General features: G+C 61.3%; 14 protein-coding genes and 2 pseudogenes. 12 read left to right on the forward strand and 4 right to left on the reverse strand.

The window, feature by feature from the left end; all coding sequences use genetic code 11:
- Window positions 1-285 precede the first annotated feature (285 nt).
- The 5 genes and pseudogenes from A462_RS35345 to selO all read left to right on the forward strand — a co-directional run.
- Window positions 286-939: pseudogene (locus A462_RS35345) on the forward strand (MCP four helix bundle domain-containing protein); the annotation flags it as partial.
- 309 nt (window positions 940-1,248) lie between these two features.
- Window positions 1,249-1,845 (forward strand): annotated as a pseudogene (locus tag A462_RS35350) (methyl-accepting chemotaxis protein); the annotation flags it as partial.
- 234 nt (window positions 1,846-2,079) lie between these two features.
- Window positions 2,080-3,822 (forward strand): potassium/proton antiporter, encoded by a 1,743-nt coding sequence (locus A462_RS02185; protein WP_008439183.1) that lies wholly within the window; start codon window positions 2,080-2,082, stop codon window positions 3,820-3,822.
- A gap of 70 nt (window positions 3,823-3,892) precedes the next feature.
- Window positions 3,893-7,243 carry a mechanosensitive channel MscK gene (gene mscK, locus A462_RS02180; RefSeq protein ID WP_008439184.1) on the forward strand — a complete coding sequence of 1,117 codons (3,351 nt, stop codon included), beginning with the start codon at window positions 3,893-3,895 and terminating at the stop codon, window positions 7,241-7,243.
- 50 nt (window positions 7,244-7,293) lie between these two features.
- Window positions 7,294-8,757, forward strand: a complete 1,464-nt coding sequence (selO, locus tag A462_RS02175) for a protein adenylyltransferase SelO (protein WP_008439185.1) — start codon at window positions 7,294-7,296, stop codon at window positions 8,755-8,757.
- A gap of 6 nt (window positions 8,758-8,763) precedes the next feature.
- Here selO and A462_RS02170 read toward each other — a convergent pair whose 3' ends face one another.
- The gene (locus A462_RS02170; protein ID WP_008439186.1) at window positions 8,764-9,165 is read right to left on the reverse strand and encodes a helix-turn-helix domain-containing protein; all 402 of its coding nucleotides are present in this window, start codon (window positions 9,163-9,165) and stop codon (window positions 8,764-8,766) included.
- Window positions 9,162-9,458 (reverse strand): type II toxin-antitoxin system HigB family toxin, encoded by a 297-nt coding sequence (locus A462_RS02165; RefSeq protein WP_008439187.1) that lies wholly within the window; start codon window positions 9,456-9,458, stop codon window positions 9,162-9,164. The genes A462_RS02170 and A462_RS02165 overlap by 4 nt, the downstream gene beginning before the upstream one ends.
- 235 nt (window positions 9,459-9,693) lie before the next feature.
- On the opposite strand from A462_RS02165, the gene trxC reads away from it, so the two are divergent.
- Window positions 9,694-10,128, forward strand: coding sequence for a thioredoxin TrxC (gene trxC / locus A462_RS02160; RefSeq protein ID WP_003209402.1), 435 nt, complete (start codon window positions 9,694-9,696; stop codon window positions 10,126-10,128).
- Here trxC and A462_RS02155 read toward each other — a convergent pair.
- Window positions 10,116-10,364, reverse strand: a complete 249-nt coding sequence (locus A462_RS02155) for a DUF6124 family protein (RefSeq protein WP_003209399.1) — start codon at window positions 10,362-10,364, stop codon at window positions 10,116-10,118. The two genes, trxC and A462_RS02155, sit on opposite strands and share 13 nt — an antisense overlap.
- Before the next feature lie 429 nt (window positions 10,365-10,793).
- On the reverse strand, window positions 10,794-11,564 hold the full coding sequence (locus tag A462_RS02150) for a ParA family protein (RefSeq protein WP_003209397.1): 771 nt from the start codon (window positions 11,562-11,564) through the stop codon (window positions 10,794-10,796).
- Window positions 11,565-11,912: 348 nt separating this feature from the next.
- Here A462_RS02150 and A462_RS02145 point away from each other — a divergent pair, with 348 nt between their 5' ends.
- The 6 genes from A462_RS02145 to A462_RS02120 are packed head-to-tail and all read left to right on the forward strand — an operon-like array spanning window position 11,913 to window position 16,143.
- A complete protein-coding gene (locus tag A462_RS02145; protein WP_008439188.1) occupies window positions 11,913-12,635 on the forward strand; it encodes a beta-ketoacyl synthase chain length factor in 723 nt (240 codons plus the stop codon).
- Window positions 12,611-13,423 carry a lysophospholipid acyltransferase family protein gene (locus A462_RS02140; protein WP_008439194.1) on the forward strand — a complete coding sequence of 271 codons (813 nt, stop codon included), beginning with the start codon at window positions 12,611-12,613 and terminating at the stop codon, window positions 13,421-13,423. The genes A462_RS02145 and A462_RS02140 overlap by 25 nt, the downstream gene beginning before the upstream one ends.
- The gene (locus A462_RS02135; protein ID WP_008439197.1) at window positions 13,401-13,670 is read left to right on the forward strand and encodes a phosphopantetheine-binding protein; all 270 of its coding nucleotides are present in this window, start codon (window positions 13,401-13,403) and stop codon (window positions 13,668-13,670) included. The genes A462_RS02140 and A462_RS02135 overlap by 23 nt, the downstream gene beginning before the upstream one ends.
- Before the next feature lie 9 nt (window positions 13,671-13,679).
- On the forward strand, window positions 13,680-13,934 hold the full coding sequence (locus A462_RS02130) for an acyl carrier protein (RefSeq protein ID WP_003209389.1): 255 nt from the start codon (window positions 13,680-13,682) through the stop codon (window positions 13,932-13,934).
- The gene (locus A462_RS02125; RefSeq protein ID WP_008439202.1) at window positions 13,931-14,476 is read left to right on the forward strand and encodes a membrane protein; all 546 of its coding nucleotides are present in this window, start codon (window positions 13,931-13,933) and stop codon (window positions 14,474-14,476) included. Before A462_RS02130 ends, A462_RS02125 begins: the two co-directional genes overlap by 4 nt.
- Window positions 14,473-16,143: an acyl-CoA synthetase family protein gene (locus A462_RS02120; protein ID WP_008439204.1), complete on the forward strand. Its 1,671-nt coding sequence runs from the start codon at window positions 14,473-14,475 to the stop codon at window positions 16,141-16,143. Before A462_RS02125 ends, A462_RS02120 begins: the two co-directional genes overlap by 4 nt.
- Window positions 16,144-16,210 lie beyond the last annotated feature (67 nt).

Raw genomic sequence — 16,210 nt, forward strand, 5'->3', positions numbered from 1 at the left:
CCAGGGTTATCCCTGGCGCGGGGCCTTGATTTTACAGGGCAGGCCACGCTTTCGAGCCTTAGTGACTGCATTTATGGCATCTGGTTCCTGAATCCCGTCGGCCCGCCCCGATCTGCGACAAAAGCGCGCACCCCCTCAAGACTTTAGTCGTATGACCGATAGGTCATGGACACCCCGCTCAAACCCCGCATGGATCGCGCTTCTCCCCAGGATCACAACATGTCTCTTCGTAATATGAATATCGCGCCGCGGGCCTTTCTCGGCTTCGCGTTGATTGGCGCGCTGATGTTGTTTCTCGGTGTGTTCGCCCTGAACCAGATGAGCAAGATCCGTGCGGCGACGGAAGACATCACCCTTAGCAGCGTGCCGAGCATTCGCGCCCTGGACGAGTTCACTCAACTGACCCTGCGCCTGCGGGTGCTGTCGTATCGCCTGCTGACCAACCGCGAGCCTGACGTCCAGCAAAAGACCCTTGAGTCTTTTGACGTGCGCAATCAGCAGATTCGTACGGCCCAGGCGGTCTACGAGAAGTTGATCGACAGCAGCGAAGAACGTGCTGCCTACGATGAATACGTGCGTCTGCTGGCCCAGTACCATCAGGTTGAAGAGCGCATGAAGAGCCTGTCACGGGCCAATCAGGTGGAAGAGCTGCGCACGCTGCTGAATACCGAGCTGCTGAACAACTCGGATCAGGTCAACGCCGTATTGAACCGGCTGCTGGACATCAACAACAAGATGGCGCTGGCCACCAACCAGCAAGCTGCCGACCAGTACGACCTGGCGTTTGAGCTGGTGGTGATCCTGCTGATCCTGGCCACTGCATTGACCATGCTGTTCGCCTGGCTGCTGACCCGCAGCATTACCCAGCCGATCGCCCAGGCCCTGGATGCCGCCGAGGAAATCGCCGAAGGCAACCTGACGCGCCCGATCAAGGTGGAAGGCAACGACGAAGCCGGCCGACTACTGTTGGCAATGGCCAAGATGCAGGACAAATTGAAGGACACCTTGCAGCGCATTTCCGGCTCGGCCACCCAATTGGCCTCCGCCGCGGAAGAGCTGAATGCCGTGACCGACGAAAGCGCCCGTGGCCTGACCCAGCAAAACAACGAAATCGAACAGGCCGCCACGGCGGTGAACGAGATGACCAGCGCGGTTGAAGAAGTGGCCCGCAACGCGGTCAGCACTTCCGAAGCCTCGAAGAACGCCACGTCGTCTACGGGCGATGGACGTGATTTGGTGCAGGAAACCGTCAGCGCCATTGAACGCATGAGCAGCGACGTGCAAGCCACTGCCACCTTGATCGGCAACCTGGCGGAAGAGTCCCGGGACATCGGCAAGGTGCTGGACGTGATTCGTGGCTTGGCTGACCAGACCAACCTGCTGGCCCTGAACGCCGCGATTGAAGCGGCGCGTGCCGGTGAAGCCGGGCGTGGTTTTGCGGTGGTGGCGGATGAGGTGCGGGCCCTGGCCCATCGCACCCAGCAGTCCACCAGCGAAATCGAGCGGATGATCGGCAGCATTCAGGCCGGTACCGAGCATGCAGTGGATTCGATGCGCAACAGCACCGAGCGGGCGGAATCGACGTTGAACATCGCCAAGGGTGCGGGGATGTCGCTGGACACCATCAACACTGCCATCGTTGAAATCAACGAGCGCAACCTGGTGATCGCCAGTGCCGCCGAAGAGCAGGCGCAGGTGGCGCGGGAAGTGGATCGTAACCTGGTGAATATTCGTGACTTGTCGGTGCAGTCGGCAACCGGCGCCAGCCAGACTAGTGCGGCGAGCAGTGAGCTGTCGCGGTTGGCGGTGGATTTGAACGGGATGGTGGGGCGGTTCAGGCTTTAACGGATACCGCAGGGCTAAAAATGTGGGAGCGGGCTTGCTCGCGAATGCGGTGGATCAGATACGCATAAGGCGACTGACACACCGCTTTCGCGAGCAAGCCCGCTCCCACATTGAATATGCGCCAGCCATTCAAAACCTTTTTGACAGCACAGCAATTCAACAGGTTAGAATCGCTGGCACGCAGACTGCATGGTCAGTTTGCGCCTCGTCTTTCCTGCTCATGGAGTACTGCCTTTGAATGCGACGACCATCAACAGCCTGTTCTTGATCGGCGCGTTGCTGGTAGGTGCGAGCATTCTGGTGAGTTCTCTTTCGTCCCGTCTGGGGATTCCGATCCTGGTGATCATCCTGGCCGTGGGCATGATCGCCGGCGTCGACGGCGGCGGCATCATCTTCGATAACTACCCGACTGCCTACCTCGTGGGCAACCTCGCCCTGGCCGTGATCCTGCTCGACGGCGGACTGCGAACGCGGGTAGCCAGTTTCCGTGTAGCCCTCTGGCCTGCGTTGTCCCTGGCGACGGTCGGGGTGCTGATCACCACCGGCCTCACCGGCATGGCAGCCGCCTGGCTGTTCAACCTCAACATCATTCAAGGCCTGCTGATCGGCGCCATCGTCGGCTCCACGGACGCCGCAGCGGTGTTCTCGCTGCTGGGCGGCAAAGGCCTGAACGAACGGGTCACCGCCAGCCTGGAAATCGAATCCGGCAGCAACGACCCGATGGCGGTGTTCCTCACCGTCACCCTGATCGACATGCTTGCCAGCGGCCAGACCGGCCTGCACTGGAGCCTGCTGGGCCACTTGATCCGTGAGTTTGGCATCGGCGGCATCATCGGCCTGGGCGGCGGCTGGTTGATGCTGCAGATGGTCAACCGGATCAACCTGGCCAACGGCCTGTACCCGATCCTGGTGATTTCCGGCGGCCTGGTGGTGTTCGCCCTGACCAACGCCTTGCACGGCAGCGGCTTCCTCGCCGTTTACCTGTGCGGCCTGGTGATCGGCAACCGCCCGGTGCGCAGCCGGCACGGCATTTTGCATATGCTCGACGGCATGGCCTGGCTGGCACAGATCGGCATGTTTCTGGTGCTGGGCCTGCTGGTCACGCCCCATGATTTGCTGCCCATCGCGCTGCCGGCCCTGGGCCTGGCGCTGTGGATGATTCTCTTCGCACGGCCGCTGTCGGTGATCGTCGGCCTGTTGCCGTTCAAGGCCTTCCATGGCCGAGAGAAAGCCTTTATCGCCTGGGTCGGCCTGCGCGGTGCGGTACCGATCATTCTGGCGGTGTTCCCGCTGATGGCCGGCCTGCCCCACGCGCAGCTGTACTTCAACCTGGCGTTCTTTATCGTGCTGGTGTCGTTGCTGGTGCAGGGTACGAGCCTGCCCTGGGTCGCCAAACTGTTGAAAGTGACGGTACCGCCAGAGCCGGCGCCGATTTCCCGGGCGGCCCTGGAAGTGCACGTCACCAGCGAGTGGGAGCTGTTCGTCTACCGCCTGGGCGCCGAAAAATGGTGCATCGGCGCCGCCCTGCGGGAGCTGAAAATGCCCGAAGGCACACGGATCGCCGCGCTGTTTCGTGGCCAGCAACTGCTCCATCCGTCGGGTAGTACGGTGCTCGAAGTCGACGATCTGCTATGCGTAATCGGCCATGAACACAACTTGCCGGCCCTCGGCAAACTGTTCAGCCAGGCACCACAACGGGGCCTCGACCTGCGCTTCTTCGGTGACTTCGTGCTGGAAGGCGACGCCCAGCTGGGCGCGGTTTCGGCCCTGTACGGGCTCAAGCTCGAGGGCATCGACCCGGACATGCCACTGAGTCGTTTCATCACCCAGAAAGTCGGCGGGGCACCCGTGGTCGGCGACCAGGTGGAATGGAACAACACCATTTGGACCGTCGCGGTCATGGACGGGAACAAGATCGGCAAAGTCGGCGTCAGATTCCCCGAAGGAAGTCGCCCGGGCCCCGGACTCTTCCTCTAAACTGCGGGGCGACGGCGCGCCAGTCGATGTCGGGACGCCCCCTATTTTTCACCTTGCTCGACCGGTCTCTATGACAACCCTGCGCACTTTTCTCGCCACTGCCCTGCTGGGCCTGACTCTCTGCGTCGGCACCGTACACGCGGCCGACCCGCCCAGCATCGATTCCGTCCAGCAAACCCTGGACAAGCTGCCGGACCGCAAGCTGCCCGACGCCGACATGAAGGCGCTGCAAAGCATCCTGCAGCAAACGCTCACCTTCCTGGGCAACCAGCAGGACTACCAGCAGCGCCTGGTGGACCTCAAGCGCCAGCTCGAAGACGCGCCGCGCCAGACCGTCGACAACCAGCGCGAACTGACCCGCCTCAAGGCCACCAAGGTGATTCCGGTCGCCCAGCGCTACGCCACCTTGCCCGTGCCACAGCTTGAACAACTGCTGGTGCAGCGCACCACCCAGCAAGGCGACCTGCAAAAGGAACTGGCCGACGCCAACAGCCTGACCATCGCGGCCCAGACCCGACCCGAGCGCGCCCAGACCGAAATCAGCAGCAGCCAGACACGTATCCAGCAGATCAACGCGACCCTCAAGGCAGGCAAGGACAACGGCAAGACCCTCAGCGGCGACCAGCGCAACCAGCTGAATGCCGAGTTGGCCGCACTCAACGCCCTGATTCCCCTGCGCCGCCAGGAACTGGCCGGCAACAGCCAACTGCAAGACCTGGGCAACAGCCAGCACGACCTGGTGCTGGAAAAGACCGCGCGCCTGGAGCAGGAAATCCAGGACCTGCAAACCCTGATCAACCAGAAACGCCTGGCCCAGTCCCAGGAAACCGTGACCCAGCAGTCCATCGAAGCCCAGAAGGCCGGTGGCAGCAGCCTGCTCGCCACGGAAAGCGCGGCCAACCTGAAACTGTCCGACTACCTGCTCAAAAGCACTGACCGGCTCAACGAGCTGACCCAGAAAAACCTGCAAACCAAGCAGCAACTGGACAGCGTGACCCAAAGCGACTCGGCGCTGGACGAGCAGATCAACGTGCTCAAGGGCAGCCTGCTACTGTCCAAGATCCTCTACAAACAGAAGCAGGCCCTCCCGCGCCTGACCGTGGACCGCGACCTGGCGGATGACATCGCCAACATTCGCCTGTACCAGTTCGAGGTCAATCAACAGCGCGAACTGATCAGCACCCCGAGCACCTACGTCGACAGCTTGCTGGCCAACCAGCCGGCCGACCAGGTGACGCCGCAACTGCGGCGCACCCTGCTGGAACTGGCGATCACCCGCAGCGACCTGCTGGAACGCTTGAGCCGGGAACTGAGCGCACTGCTCAACGAATCCATCACCCTGCAACTGAACCAGAAACAACTGCTGAGCACCGCCACCACCTTGCGGGCGACCCTCGACGAACAGATGTTCTGGATTCCCAGCAACAAGCCGCTGGATACCGAATGGCTGGAAACCGTACCGGCGCACCTGAGCAAACAGGTCAATACCCTGCCGTGGGCCTCCAGCGTCAGCGAGCTGTATGACGGCCTGACCCAGCGCCCGCTGCTGTTCCTGCCCCTGCTGTTGTTGATCGGCGCGCTGCTGTGGCGTCGCAGCTACCTGTATGCCCGGCTGAAAAAAATCCATATGGACATCGGCCACTTCAAACGCGACAGCCAGTGGCACACGCCGGTGGCGATCCTGGTGAATATCGCGCTGGCGATGCCGGTGGCCCTGGGCCTGGCACTCTGCGGCTATGCGCTGCAGATCGACGCCCGCGGGCAAAACGCCAACCTCGGCGCCGCCCTGCTGCAGATCGCCCAGGCGTGGCTGGTGTTCTACACCGCGTATCGGATCCTCGCGCCCGGCGGCGTCGCCGAGTTGCACTTCCGCTGGGAAAAACCCCAGGTCGAATTCCTCCAGGGCTGGGTACGCAAGCTCGGGCTCGTGGTACTGGCGTTGGTGGCCGTGGTGGCCATCGCCGAGCATCAGCCGGCAGCGCTGGCCGACGATGTGCTGGGCATCGGCGTGGTACTGACCTGCTACGCACTGATGGCGTGGCTGCTCGGGCGCCTGCTGCTCAACAGCCCGACTCATGAAAAAGCCTCGCTGTTTCGCAAGGCCGTGGGCCTGGTGTTTACGGCACTGCCGGTGGCGCTGTTTATCGCCGTATGTTTTGGCTACTACTACACCGCCCTCAAGCTCAGCGACCGGCTGATCAACACCTTGTACCTGCTGATGTTCTGGCTGGTGATCGAAGCCACCTTCGTACGTGGCCTGGGCGTTGCGGCACGGCGCCTGGCCTATGCGCGGGCCCTGGCCAAACGCCAGGCCGCCAAGGAAGCCGGTGAGGGTGAAGCAGTGATCGAAGAGCCGACCCTGGACATCGAACAGGTCAACGAACAGTCGATGCGCCTGATTCGCCTGGCGCTGCTGGGCGGCTTTATCGCTGCGTTGTACTGGGTGTGGTCCGACTTGATCTCGGTGTTTTCCTACCTGGACAACGTCACCCTCTACGAATACACCAGCGGCACCGGCGCCAATATCAGCATGGTGCCCATCAGCATCGGCGACTTGCTCGGCGCCCTGATCATCATCGGCATCACCTTCGCCCTGGCGCGCAACCTGCCCGGCCTGCTGGAGGTGTTGGTGCTGTCCAAGCTCGACCTGGCCCAGGGCAGCGCCTACGCCACCACCACCTTGCTGTCCTATGTGATTGCCGGCGTCGGGTTTGTCTCCACCCTGTCGACCCTCGGCGTGAGCTGGGACAAGTTGCAATGGCTGGTGGCCGCGCTGTCGGTGGGGTTGGGTTTCGGGATGCAGGAAATCTTCGCCAACTTCATCTCCGGCATCATGATCCTGTTCGAGCGCCCGGTACGGATCGGCGACACCATCACCATCGGCAACCTGTCGGGCACGGTGAGCAAGATCCGCATCCGCGCCACCACCATCACTGACTTCGACCGCAAGGACATCATTGTCCCGAACAAAACGTTCATCACCGGGCAACTGATCAACTGGTCGCTGACCGACACCATCACCCGGGTCACCCTGAAACTGGGCGTGGACTACGGCTCGGACCTGGACCTGGTGAAGGAATTGCTGCTCAAGGCCGCCGCCGAAAACCCACGCGTGCTGAAGGACCCGGCGCCCCACGTGTACTTCCTCAACTTCGGTGAAAGCACCCTCGATCACGAACTGCGCATGCATGTACGGGACCTGGGCGACCGCAACCCGGTGATCGATGAGGTCAACCGCTTCATCAACCGCGAGTTCAAGAACCACCACATCAACATCTCGTTCCGGCAGATGGAGGTTTACCTGAAGAACCTGCATGGCCAGGAATACAAGCTGGTGCCGGTGGAAGAAGAAAACCGGACCATCCTGCCGCCCGCCCAGGACCAGGACCTGCCCGAGCCGCCGCCCGCCAAACTCGACTAAACGCGCTATCCCCAGCAGAATGGTCGGACATTCTGCTCAGGAGATGGCCGTTGAAAGCCCTCGACGAACTGACCTTCGACAACCGCTTCGCCCGCCTGGGCGACGGCTTCTCAACCCATGTGCTGCCCGAGCCCATCGACGAACCGCGTTTAGTGGTGGCGAGCGAGGCAGCCATGGCGCTGCTGGATCTCGACCCCGCCGTGGCCGAAACGCCGGTATTTGCCGAGCTGTTCGGCGGGCACAAGCTGTGGGCCGAGGCCGAGCCGCGGGCGATGATCTATTCCGGGCATCAGTTTGGCTCGTACAACCCGCAACTGGGGGATGGCCGCGGATTGTTGCTGGGCGAGGTGTACAACCAGGCCGGCGAGCATTGGGACCTGCACCTCAAGGGTGCCGGGCAAACCCCGTACTCGCGCATGGGCGATGGTCGTGCGGTGTTGCGCTCGTCGATCCGGGAGTTTCTGGCGTCGGAAGCACTGCATGCGCTGGGCATTCCCAGCAGTCGTGCGCTGTGTGTGATCGGTTCCACCACGCCGGTGTGGCGCGAGAAACAGGAGCGCGCCGCCATGGTGCTGCGCCTGGCCCACAGCCACGTGCGCTTTGGGCATTTCGAATATTTCTACTACACCAAGAAGCCTGAATTGCAGAAGCAATTGGCGGAGCACGTGCTGTCCCTGCACTTCCCGGAATGCATGGAACAGCCCGAGCCGTACCTGGCGATGTTCCGCGAAATCGTCGAGCGTAATGCCGAGTTGATCGCCAAGTGGCAGGCCTATGGGTTCTGCCATGGAGTGATGAACACCGACAACATGTCGATCCTCGGCATCACCTTCGACTTCGGGCCGTTTGCATTTTTGGACGATTTCGACGCGCAGTTCGTCTGCAACCACTCCGACCATGAAGGGCGTTATTCCTTCAGCAACCAGGTGCCGATCGGGCAGTGGAACCTGAGCGCACTGGCCCAGGCGTTGACGCCGTTTATCAGCGTCGAGGCGCTGCGGGAAACGCTGGGGCTGTATCTGCCGTTGTTCCAGGCCCACTACCTGGACCTGATGCGCCGCCGACTGGGCCTCACCACCGCCGAAGATGACGATCAGAAACTGGTGGAGCGCCTGCTGCAACTGATGCAGAACAGCGGCGTCGACTACACCCTGTTCTTCCGCCGGCTGGGGGATGAATCCGCCGCATTGGCCGTGGCGCGGTTGCGCGACGACTTTGTCGACCTCAAGGGGTTTGATGGGTGGGCGGATCTGTACAAGGCGCGCGTGGAGCGCGACGCCAGCGGTACAGAAGAACAGCGACGTGAGCGGATGCATGGGGTGAATCCGCTTTATATCCTGCGCAACTATTTGGCGCAGAACGCCATCCAGGCGGCGGAGCTTGGGGATTACAGCGAAGTGCGCCGGCTGCATGAAGTGCTGACCAAACCGTTTGAAGAGCAGCCGGGGATGGAACAATACGCCCAGCGGCCGCCGGATTGGGGGAAGCATTTGGAGATTAGTTGTTCTTCATAGCGCGACCTAGATAAAGGTCTCCACTGAAACCCCAAAGCGCTCCGCCAGCCAACGAATCTGCCGCAGGTTGAGTTGGCGTTTGCCACTAAGTACTTCAGAGACAACCGACTGCGCACCAACGCCCGGGAGATCACTTTGGGTCAAGCCATGCTCTCGCATCATTGAACGTAGCACTTCAACGCCACTGGCAACGGGCATCGGCCGGTGCTCGAGATCGTAGGCCTCGATCCAGTCACTGAGGATATCCACCAGGCTCATGAGCGGGCTGGATTCATCTTCGCCTATCAGGTCCAGCAATTCGTCGAGGGCGCTGACCAAGGTATCGTAGTCCGCCTCGTTTCTTGGCTTGCGCAGCAATGGCGAAACAAATTGCCAGTGTTCGGCAGCCTGCCTGATGAGTGCGCTCATCTGATTTTCTCCTTCCATTTACCTTGCTCATATTCACGGTGATCGAACAGGTACTTGATATAAATTCGTTGTACTTGGTAATGCACGAAGGCAATCAACCTCAGCTTATTGCCCCCGATGTCAAACACATGGAACTGCCCGACTTTGTCTGTTGCAGGGAACATTCCTTTCATCGACGCAAAGTCGGCGGGACTGTTGGGTTTCATTCTGCGATACCACTCATCCAGTGCCGTGGCTGAATGCGGCCATCTTTCTTTCGCTTCCCATATCCTTTTTTCGCTGATCACTCGCATGCAACATCCTTATCGCATCTTGCTATGAAGGTTAGTCTTGCCGAAAAAATATCGCAATCTGCGATATTCCTTGGCGGACCAGTGGCGCAATTCCAAGCACCCTTCAACAGCCTAGATACGCCGCGATAGAAGTCACCACCAAAAATGTGAACGCGTACGTCACTGGCGTCGAACCTTGATAAACACCCTTCCCGGCTCCAAATAGAACCCATTGGCCACTTTCACGGAGCCCAGCATGTCCGACTCTCTAGTAATTCCCTGCCCCCACTGCAACGGTCTTAACCGCATCCCCAATGAACGCCTGGGCGATGCGCCTAAATGCGGGCGCTGCAAGCAACCGGTGCTGCTGAGCAAACCCTTTGAGCTGAAACAGGGCGATTACGCCAGCCAGATCAAGGGCGACCTGCCGTTGCTGGTGGACGTGTGGGCCGAATGGTGCGGGCCGTGCAAGTCGTTTGCACCGGTGTTTGAGCAGGCCGCCGGGCAGTTGGCCGGGAAGTGCCGATTGGCCAAGCTCGATAGCGAGGCCAATCAGCAGTTATCCGCTCAGTTGGGGATTCGCTCGATTCCCAGCCTGATCCTGTTCAAGAATGGCCGGGAAGTGGCGCGTCAGAGCGGTGCGTTTCCGTTACCGCAGTTGATGAGCTGGCTGCGCAGTCAGGGCGTTTGAGGTAGCGGGACGCCCCGGTCCATCACCTGCCCCATCAGCAATACGCCCAATTCGCTCAACTGATGAATGGCCAACGCGACATCGCGCTGCTTGCCGGTGAGGTCGTCGGAAAGGTCGAGCAAGAGGGTGGTGACTGAGGAGAAGGTTTCGTAGGTATTGAGGATCAGGGTTTCGGTGGCTTGGCCGGGGCTGACTGTAAAAAGGTACGACGGGGGATTTGGAGTAGCTTTAAACATGGTCGACATTCCTGATTGGAGCCGCCATCTGATCGCTACTAAACGAATTAGGGTGGCAGCTGTACGCAGGTTAGTAGACCGGGAAATGTCGAAGCCGGCGCGCCCGAAGACGCCCTACGCACAGCTACCATCAAGCACAGACTCAGCGCCTGAAAGATGAAGCTTATGCACTTAACGACAAACACTCGGGCTACTAAACCCGATCACTGAGAATTCAGCGACCGAGCAACCTTAGAGACGCACAAGCCGGCGGATTCTGGCGTAACTGTAGGCAACGGCGCAAGACGACGATTTCCCTGTAGGAACAAAGACCAAATGTGGGAGCGGGCTTGCTCGCGAATGCGGTGAGTCAGTCAATAGAGAATTCGACTGATCCACCGCATTCGCGAGCAAGCCCGCTCCCACATGGGTGATGTGTTGCCTGCTAAATCACGCGTTTTCCAGCAAGTTATGCAATTCCACAAACTGCTGTGTCAGCTTGTGCCGTGGGTCCAGGTGGATCAGCGGCATGTTCGCCTGGTGCGATTCACGCATGCGCACCGAACTGGTCAGGTACACCGGCAGTACCGGCAACCCTTCGGCAATCAATTCATCCAGCATCTGCTGCGGCAGGCTCGCCCGGGCCTGGAACTGGTTGACCACGATGCCTTCCACTTCCAGCCCTTCGTTGTGGTCTTCCTTCAATTCTTCGATCTCGGCCAACAGGCCATACAGCGCCTGGCGGGAGAAGCTGTCGCAATCGAAGGGGATCAGCACGCGATCAGCGGCAATCAGCGCTGAAACGGCATAAAAGTTCAACGCCGGCGGCGTATCCAGGTAGATCCGGTCGTAGTCCTCGCTCAATTCATCCAGCAGCTTTCGCAGCTTATTGATCTTGTGCTTGGCCTCGAGCTTGGGCTGCAGGTCTGCCAGTTCCGCGGTGGCGGTGATGACGTGCAGGTTGTCGAACGGGGTTTCGTAGATATCCACCTGGTTCTTCTTCGAAAACGGCCCGGAAGACAGGGTTTGCTTGAAGAAGTCGGCGATTCCCATGGGGATATCGTCGCCGGTCAGCCCGGTGAGGTACTGGGTAGAGTTAGCCTGGGCATCGAGGTCCACCAACAGGGTTCGATAGCCTTCGCTGGCGCTGACCGCCGCCAGGTTGCAGGCAATGCTGGACTTGCCAACACCGCCTTTTTGGTTGAACACCACGCGCCGCATGGAAAAACCTCCGTGTATCAATGAATGACCCGAGTGTAGAGGGCAAAAGCGCCCGTTAGCTACCTCGTTTGTTCCTGTACTACAGCATCAGAGGCTCTATCTCGCATAACAATTTCCCGTCTGTCCGACAAAGCAGGAATTGCCTGACACCTGCTGCCCTACCTGCATGATGGACAATCGGTAATTCTTTCCAGCGAATTTGTAATCATCCGTGAACAATTCTTTACCAAAGTTTGCTAGAACCCCGCAGCACCGGGATAATGCGCGCCATTCGGCGATTGCACCCTGTCCCGGTATTCGGGGCCAATGGCCGCACAAGGAAGCCCGCAGGGGCGGGATAACTTCTCAGTGATCAATTTCAACATCGCCCAATGGCGCGCCTGGGCTCCCGGGCTCGAAAGCGCGGACGACTGGCGTACCTGGTGCCGGCAGCCGATGTTGCTCGCCCGCAGCGACGCGGCACCCGACGTGTCCTTCCTGCCGGCCATGCAGCGCCGGCGCCTGAGCCGCCTGGCGCGCATGGCCTTCAGTGTGGGCTGGCCCCTGGCCGAAGGCTTGCAACAGTTGCCATTGGTGTTTGTTTCCCGTCACGGCGAAACCCCACGCACCCTCGATATTCTCAGCGACCTGGCCAACGACGAGCCCCTGTCGCCGACCCAGTTCAGCCTGTCGGTGCATAACGCGGTGATTGGCCTGTGGTCGATCCTGCGCAATGAAACCAGTGAAATGACCGCCCTCGCCGCCGCCGGCGATGGCCTGGAGCACGGCATGCTCGAAGCCGCTGCCCTGCTCAATGAAGGCGCACCGGCTGTATTGCTGATCATTACCGAGGAACAGCCCCCCGAAGCCTATGCGCGCTGGATCGAGGACGTGCCCTTCCCCTACGCCCTCGGCCTGCTGCTGACACCGGGCGACGAGTGGCAGCTGGAACTGAATACAGCCGCTGTCCAACCCACCACCAAAGCCCAGTGGCCCCACGCCCTGAACCTGCTGCGCACCCTGCTGAACGAAGAGGGCGCCTGCCAACATGCCTGGAAGAACCGAGTATGGAACTGGCAACGCAAGTCCTGACCGAAAAGCCCCGGAAGGCCTACTACTGGCGCCTGTTCGCCACTGCCACCGCCTTCGCCCTGTTTGGCCTCGGCGGCCTGTGCCTGCGTGTCCTGGTGTTTCCGCTGCTCAGTTGCCTGCCGGGTGATGCCAAACAGCATCAGCGACGCGCCCGCCACACCATCAGCTGCCTGTTCTGGTTGTTTATCCGCATGATGATGCGCCTGGGCATCCTGACCTACAGCGTCGAAGGCGCGGAAAAGCTCGGCCGCCCGGGCCAGATGATCATTGCCAACCACCCATCGCTGGTGGACGTGGTGTTCCTGATCGCCCAGATGCGCCAGACCAACTGCGTGGTCAAGCAGAGCCTGTGGCAGAACCCGTTCACCCGTGGGCCGGTGCGCGACGCCGGTTACATCAGCAACGACGGCAGCGCCGACATGCTCGACGCCGCCGCCGATGCCCTGCGGGACGGCCAGACCCTGATCATTTTCCCGGAAGGCACCCGCACCTCACCGGGCCAGGCACCGACCTTTCATCGCGGCGCCGCCGCCATTGCCCTGCGCGGTGCGAGCATCATCACTCCGGTAGTGATCAAGGTCAGCCCCACCACCCTGACCAAGGCCGAACCCTGGTATCGCATCCCGAATCGCCGCTTTCACTTCAGTTTGCGCGTGGGTGCCGATATAGAACCACAGGCGTTTGCCGCACAAGGGCCCGCGCCCCAGGCATCACGCAAGCTCAACGATTACCTGCACCAGTATTTTATTAAGGAGCTCGCCGAAGATGAGCGACCAACACCGCCTTGAGCACGACATAAAAACGCTGATCATCGAGGCCCTGGGCCTGGAAGACATCAGCGAGAGCGACATCGGCAACGAGCAAACCCTGTTCGGCGAAGGCCTTGGCCTGGATTCAGTCGACGCCCTGGAATTGGGCCTGGCGATCCAGAAAAAGTACGGCATCAAGATCGATGCCGACGCCAAGGACACCCGTAATCACTTCACCAACGTGGCCAGCCTCGCGGCGTTCGTCACGGCCCGACAGGCAGCTTGAGACCGTACCATGCAAACTCGTGACGATATTTTCAACACCTTGCGCGACGCCCTGGTGGAACTGTTTGAACTGGAACCGGAACGCGTCACGCTCGACGCCAACCTGTACCAGGACCTGGAAATCGACAGCATTGATGCAGTGGACCTGATCGACCACATCAAGCGCCAGACCGGCAAGAAAATCGCCGCCGAAGAGTTCAAGGCCGTGCGTACCGTGAATGACGTGGTCGAGGCGGTCTACCGTCTGGTTCAACCGGCCGCATGAGCCGGCTGATCGGCCTTGGCCTGTTGCTGGCGGGGCTGCTGTACCCTTTTGCGGTGTATTACGGCACTGAGCATTTTGCCCCGTGGCAATTTGGCCTGCTGCTGGGCAGCCTGTGGCTGTTGCGCGCCCTGACCGGCGCCCGGCGCCCGGGCAGCCGCTGGATGGCGGCGGCGATCATTGTCTTTTGCCTGCTGCTCGCCTGGTTCGACAACCCGCAGATGCTGCGCTGGTACCCGAGCCTGGTCAGCGCCTTCATGCTGGCACTGTTCGGCCTGAGCCTGAAATACGGGCCGCCGATGGTCGAGCGCCTGGCGCGCATGAGCGAGCCGCAACTGCCCGAAGAAGCGATTGTGTATACCCGCCAGGTCACCGTGGTGTGGAGTGTATTTTTCCTGTGTAACGGCCTGCTCGCCGCCGCCCTCACCCTGTGGGCGCCGCTGAGCTGGTGGACGTTGTACAACGGCATGATCGCCTACGGGCTGATGGGGCTGTTGTTTGCCGTGGAATGGCTGGTACGACAAAGGGTTCGAGGCCGCGTATGAATTGGTTGAATCTTGAGCACTTGCTGCTTGAGCCTGTGGAGCAGCGTTTGGTGACCACCGAACCTGCCCTGGATCACCCACACCTGTGGGAGAAGTCCCTGAGCCTAGCCGCCGGGTTGCAAGCCCGGGGCATCCAGCGCCTGGCGGTGTACCTGGAAGATGCCGGCTTGCTGGCGATCGCCCTGCTGGGTGCGTGGCGAGCAGGCGTCAGCGTGTTGTTGCCTGCCGACCTGCAACCACAAACGCGCCAACGCTGGGACGATGCCGTCGACGCCTGGTTGACCGAGGCCAGCGACTTGGACGCGCTGTATCAAGCGCCATCAAGCGCCGCAGCCCTGGACCTGGATGCCTGCTGCCTGAGCCTGTGCACCTCCGGCTCCAGCGGCGAACCCAAGCGCATCGACAAAACCCTGCGGCAGATGGCCAATGAAGTCCAGGCGCTGGAAACCTTGTGGGGCGCCGACCTGGGCGAGGCGTGCATCATCGGCAGCGTCGCCACCCAGCATATCTATGGCTTGCTGTTTCGGGTGCTGTGGCCGTTGTGTGCCGGGCGCACCTTTGTGCGCCAACAGTTGGCATTTCCCGAGGACTTGCAGCGCGCCAGCCGCGAGCATGCGCAATTTGCCTGGGTCGCCAGCCCGGCGCTCCTCAAGCGCATGGGTGACAACCTCGACTGGCCAGCGCTTACACCGGTCAAACGGGTGTTTTCCTCCGGCGGCGCCTTGCCCCTTGAGGCCGCCGGCAGCCTGCATCAGCGTTTGCAGCAATGGCCGACGGAAATCCTCGGCAGCTCGGAAACCGGCGGCATCGCCTGGCGCCAGGGCGAACAACCGTGGCAGCCGTTTGTCGACGTGCAGCTGAGCCAGGACGCCGACGGCGCCTTGCGCATCGCCTCGCCATACTTGCCCGCCGGCCATGTCGAACAGACCGCCGACGCCGCCACCATCCACGCCGACGGCCGCTTCGAATTGCTCGGCCGCCTGGACCGCATCGTCAAGCTGGAAGAAAAACGCATCTCCCTGCCGATGCTCGAACAAGCGCTGATGGACCATGCCTGGGTCGCTGAAACGCGCCTGGGCGTGGTGCAGGAAAACCGCGCCTCACTCGGCGCCCTCGTGGTGCTCAGCGCAGACGGCTTGCATGCCCTGCGTAACCAGGGCCGACGCACCGTCACCCAAACCCTGCGCCAGCACTTGAGCCAACACTGCGAAGCCCTGGCCCTGCCCCGCCGCTGGCGCCTGTTGCGCCAATTGCCGCTGAACACCCAAGGCAAGCTGCCCCAGGCCGACGTCGAAGCCCTGCTGCTGGCACCGCGCCCGAAAGCCCCGGAAGTACTGGAACAAGTCGAAGCCAACGGTGAATGGACCCTGCAACTGGCGATCCCGCCGGACCTCGCCTACTTCAGCGGCCACTTCCCGCAAACCCCGGTGCTACCGGGTGTGGTGCAAGTGGATTGGGCGCTGAGCCTGGGCCAGCAACTGCTCAACCTGCCGGGGCAGTTCGCCGGGATGGAAGTGCTGAAGTTCCAGCAGCTGGTGCGCCCGGATGACCGGATCGAACTGCACCTGCGGTTCGACCAGGAGCGCGGCAAGTTGTACTTCGCCTACCGCAATGAGGCGGCCGCCTGCTCCAGTGGGCGGATCGTGCTGGGGAGGGTCAGTGATTAAGCTTTTGTGGCGAGGGAGCTTGCTCCCGCTGGAGTGCGCAGCACTCCCAACCCAGGCACTGTGGTTT

This window comes from Pseudomonas sp. Ag1 (assembly GCF_000278565.1).
Taxonomy (GTDB): domain Bacteria; phylum Pseudomonadota; class Gammaproteobacteria; order Pseudomonadales; family Pseudomonadaceae; genus Aquipseudomonas.

Coding starts and splice junctions, on each gene's coding strand:
- A462_RS02165 (WP_008439187.1), bottom strand. CDS start 9,458: ATGCGAGTGATCAGCGAAAAAAGGATATGGGAAGCGAAAGAAAGATGG.
- A462_RS02170 (WP_008439186.1), bottom strand. CDS start 9,165: ATGAGCGCACTCATCAGGCAGGCTGCCGAACACTGGCAATTTGTTTCG.
- A462_RS02135 (WP_008439197.1), top strand. CDS start 13,401: ATGAGCGACCAACACCGCCTTGAGCACGACATAAAAACGCTGATCATC.
- trxC (WP_003209402.1), top strand. CDS start 9,694: ATGTCCGACTCTCTAGTAATTCCCTGCCCCCACTGCAACGGTCTTAAC.
- A462_RS02120 (WP_008439204.1), top strand. CDS start 14,473: ATGAATTGGTTGAATCTTGAGCACTTGCTGCTTGAGCCTGTGGAGCAG.
- A462_RS02150 (WP_003209397.1), bottom strand. CDS start 11,564: ATGCGGCGCGTGGTGTTCAACCAAAAAGGCGGTGTTGGCAAGTCCAGC.
- A462_RS02140 (WP_008439194.1), top strand. CDS start 12,611: ATGGAACTGGCAACGCAAGTCCTGACCGAAAAGCCCCGGAAGGCCTAC.
- A462_RS02130 (WP_003209389.1), top strand. CDS start 13,680: ATGCAAACTCGTGACGATATTTTCAACACCTTGCGCGACGCCCTGGTG.
- mscK (WP_008439184.1), top strand. CDS start 3,893: ATGACAACCCTGCGCACTTTTCTCGCCACTGCCCTGCTGGGCCTGACT.
- A462_RS02155 (WP_003209399.1), bottom strand. CDS start 10,364: ATGTTTAAAGCTACTCCAAATCCCCCGTCGTACCTTTTTACAGTCAGC.
- A462_RS02125 (WP_008439202.1), top strand. CDS start 13,931: ATGAGCCGGCTGATCGGCCTTGGCCTGTTGCTGGCGGGGCTGCTGTAC.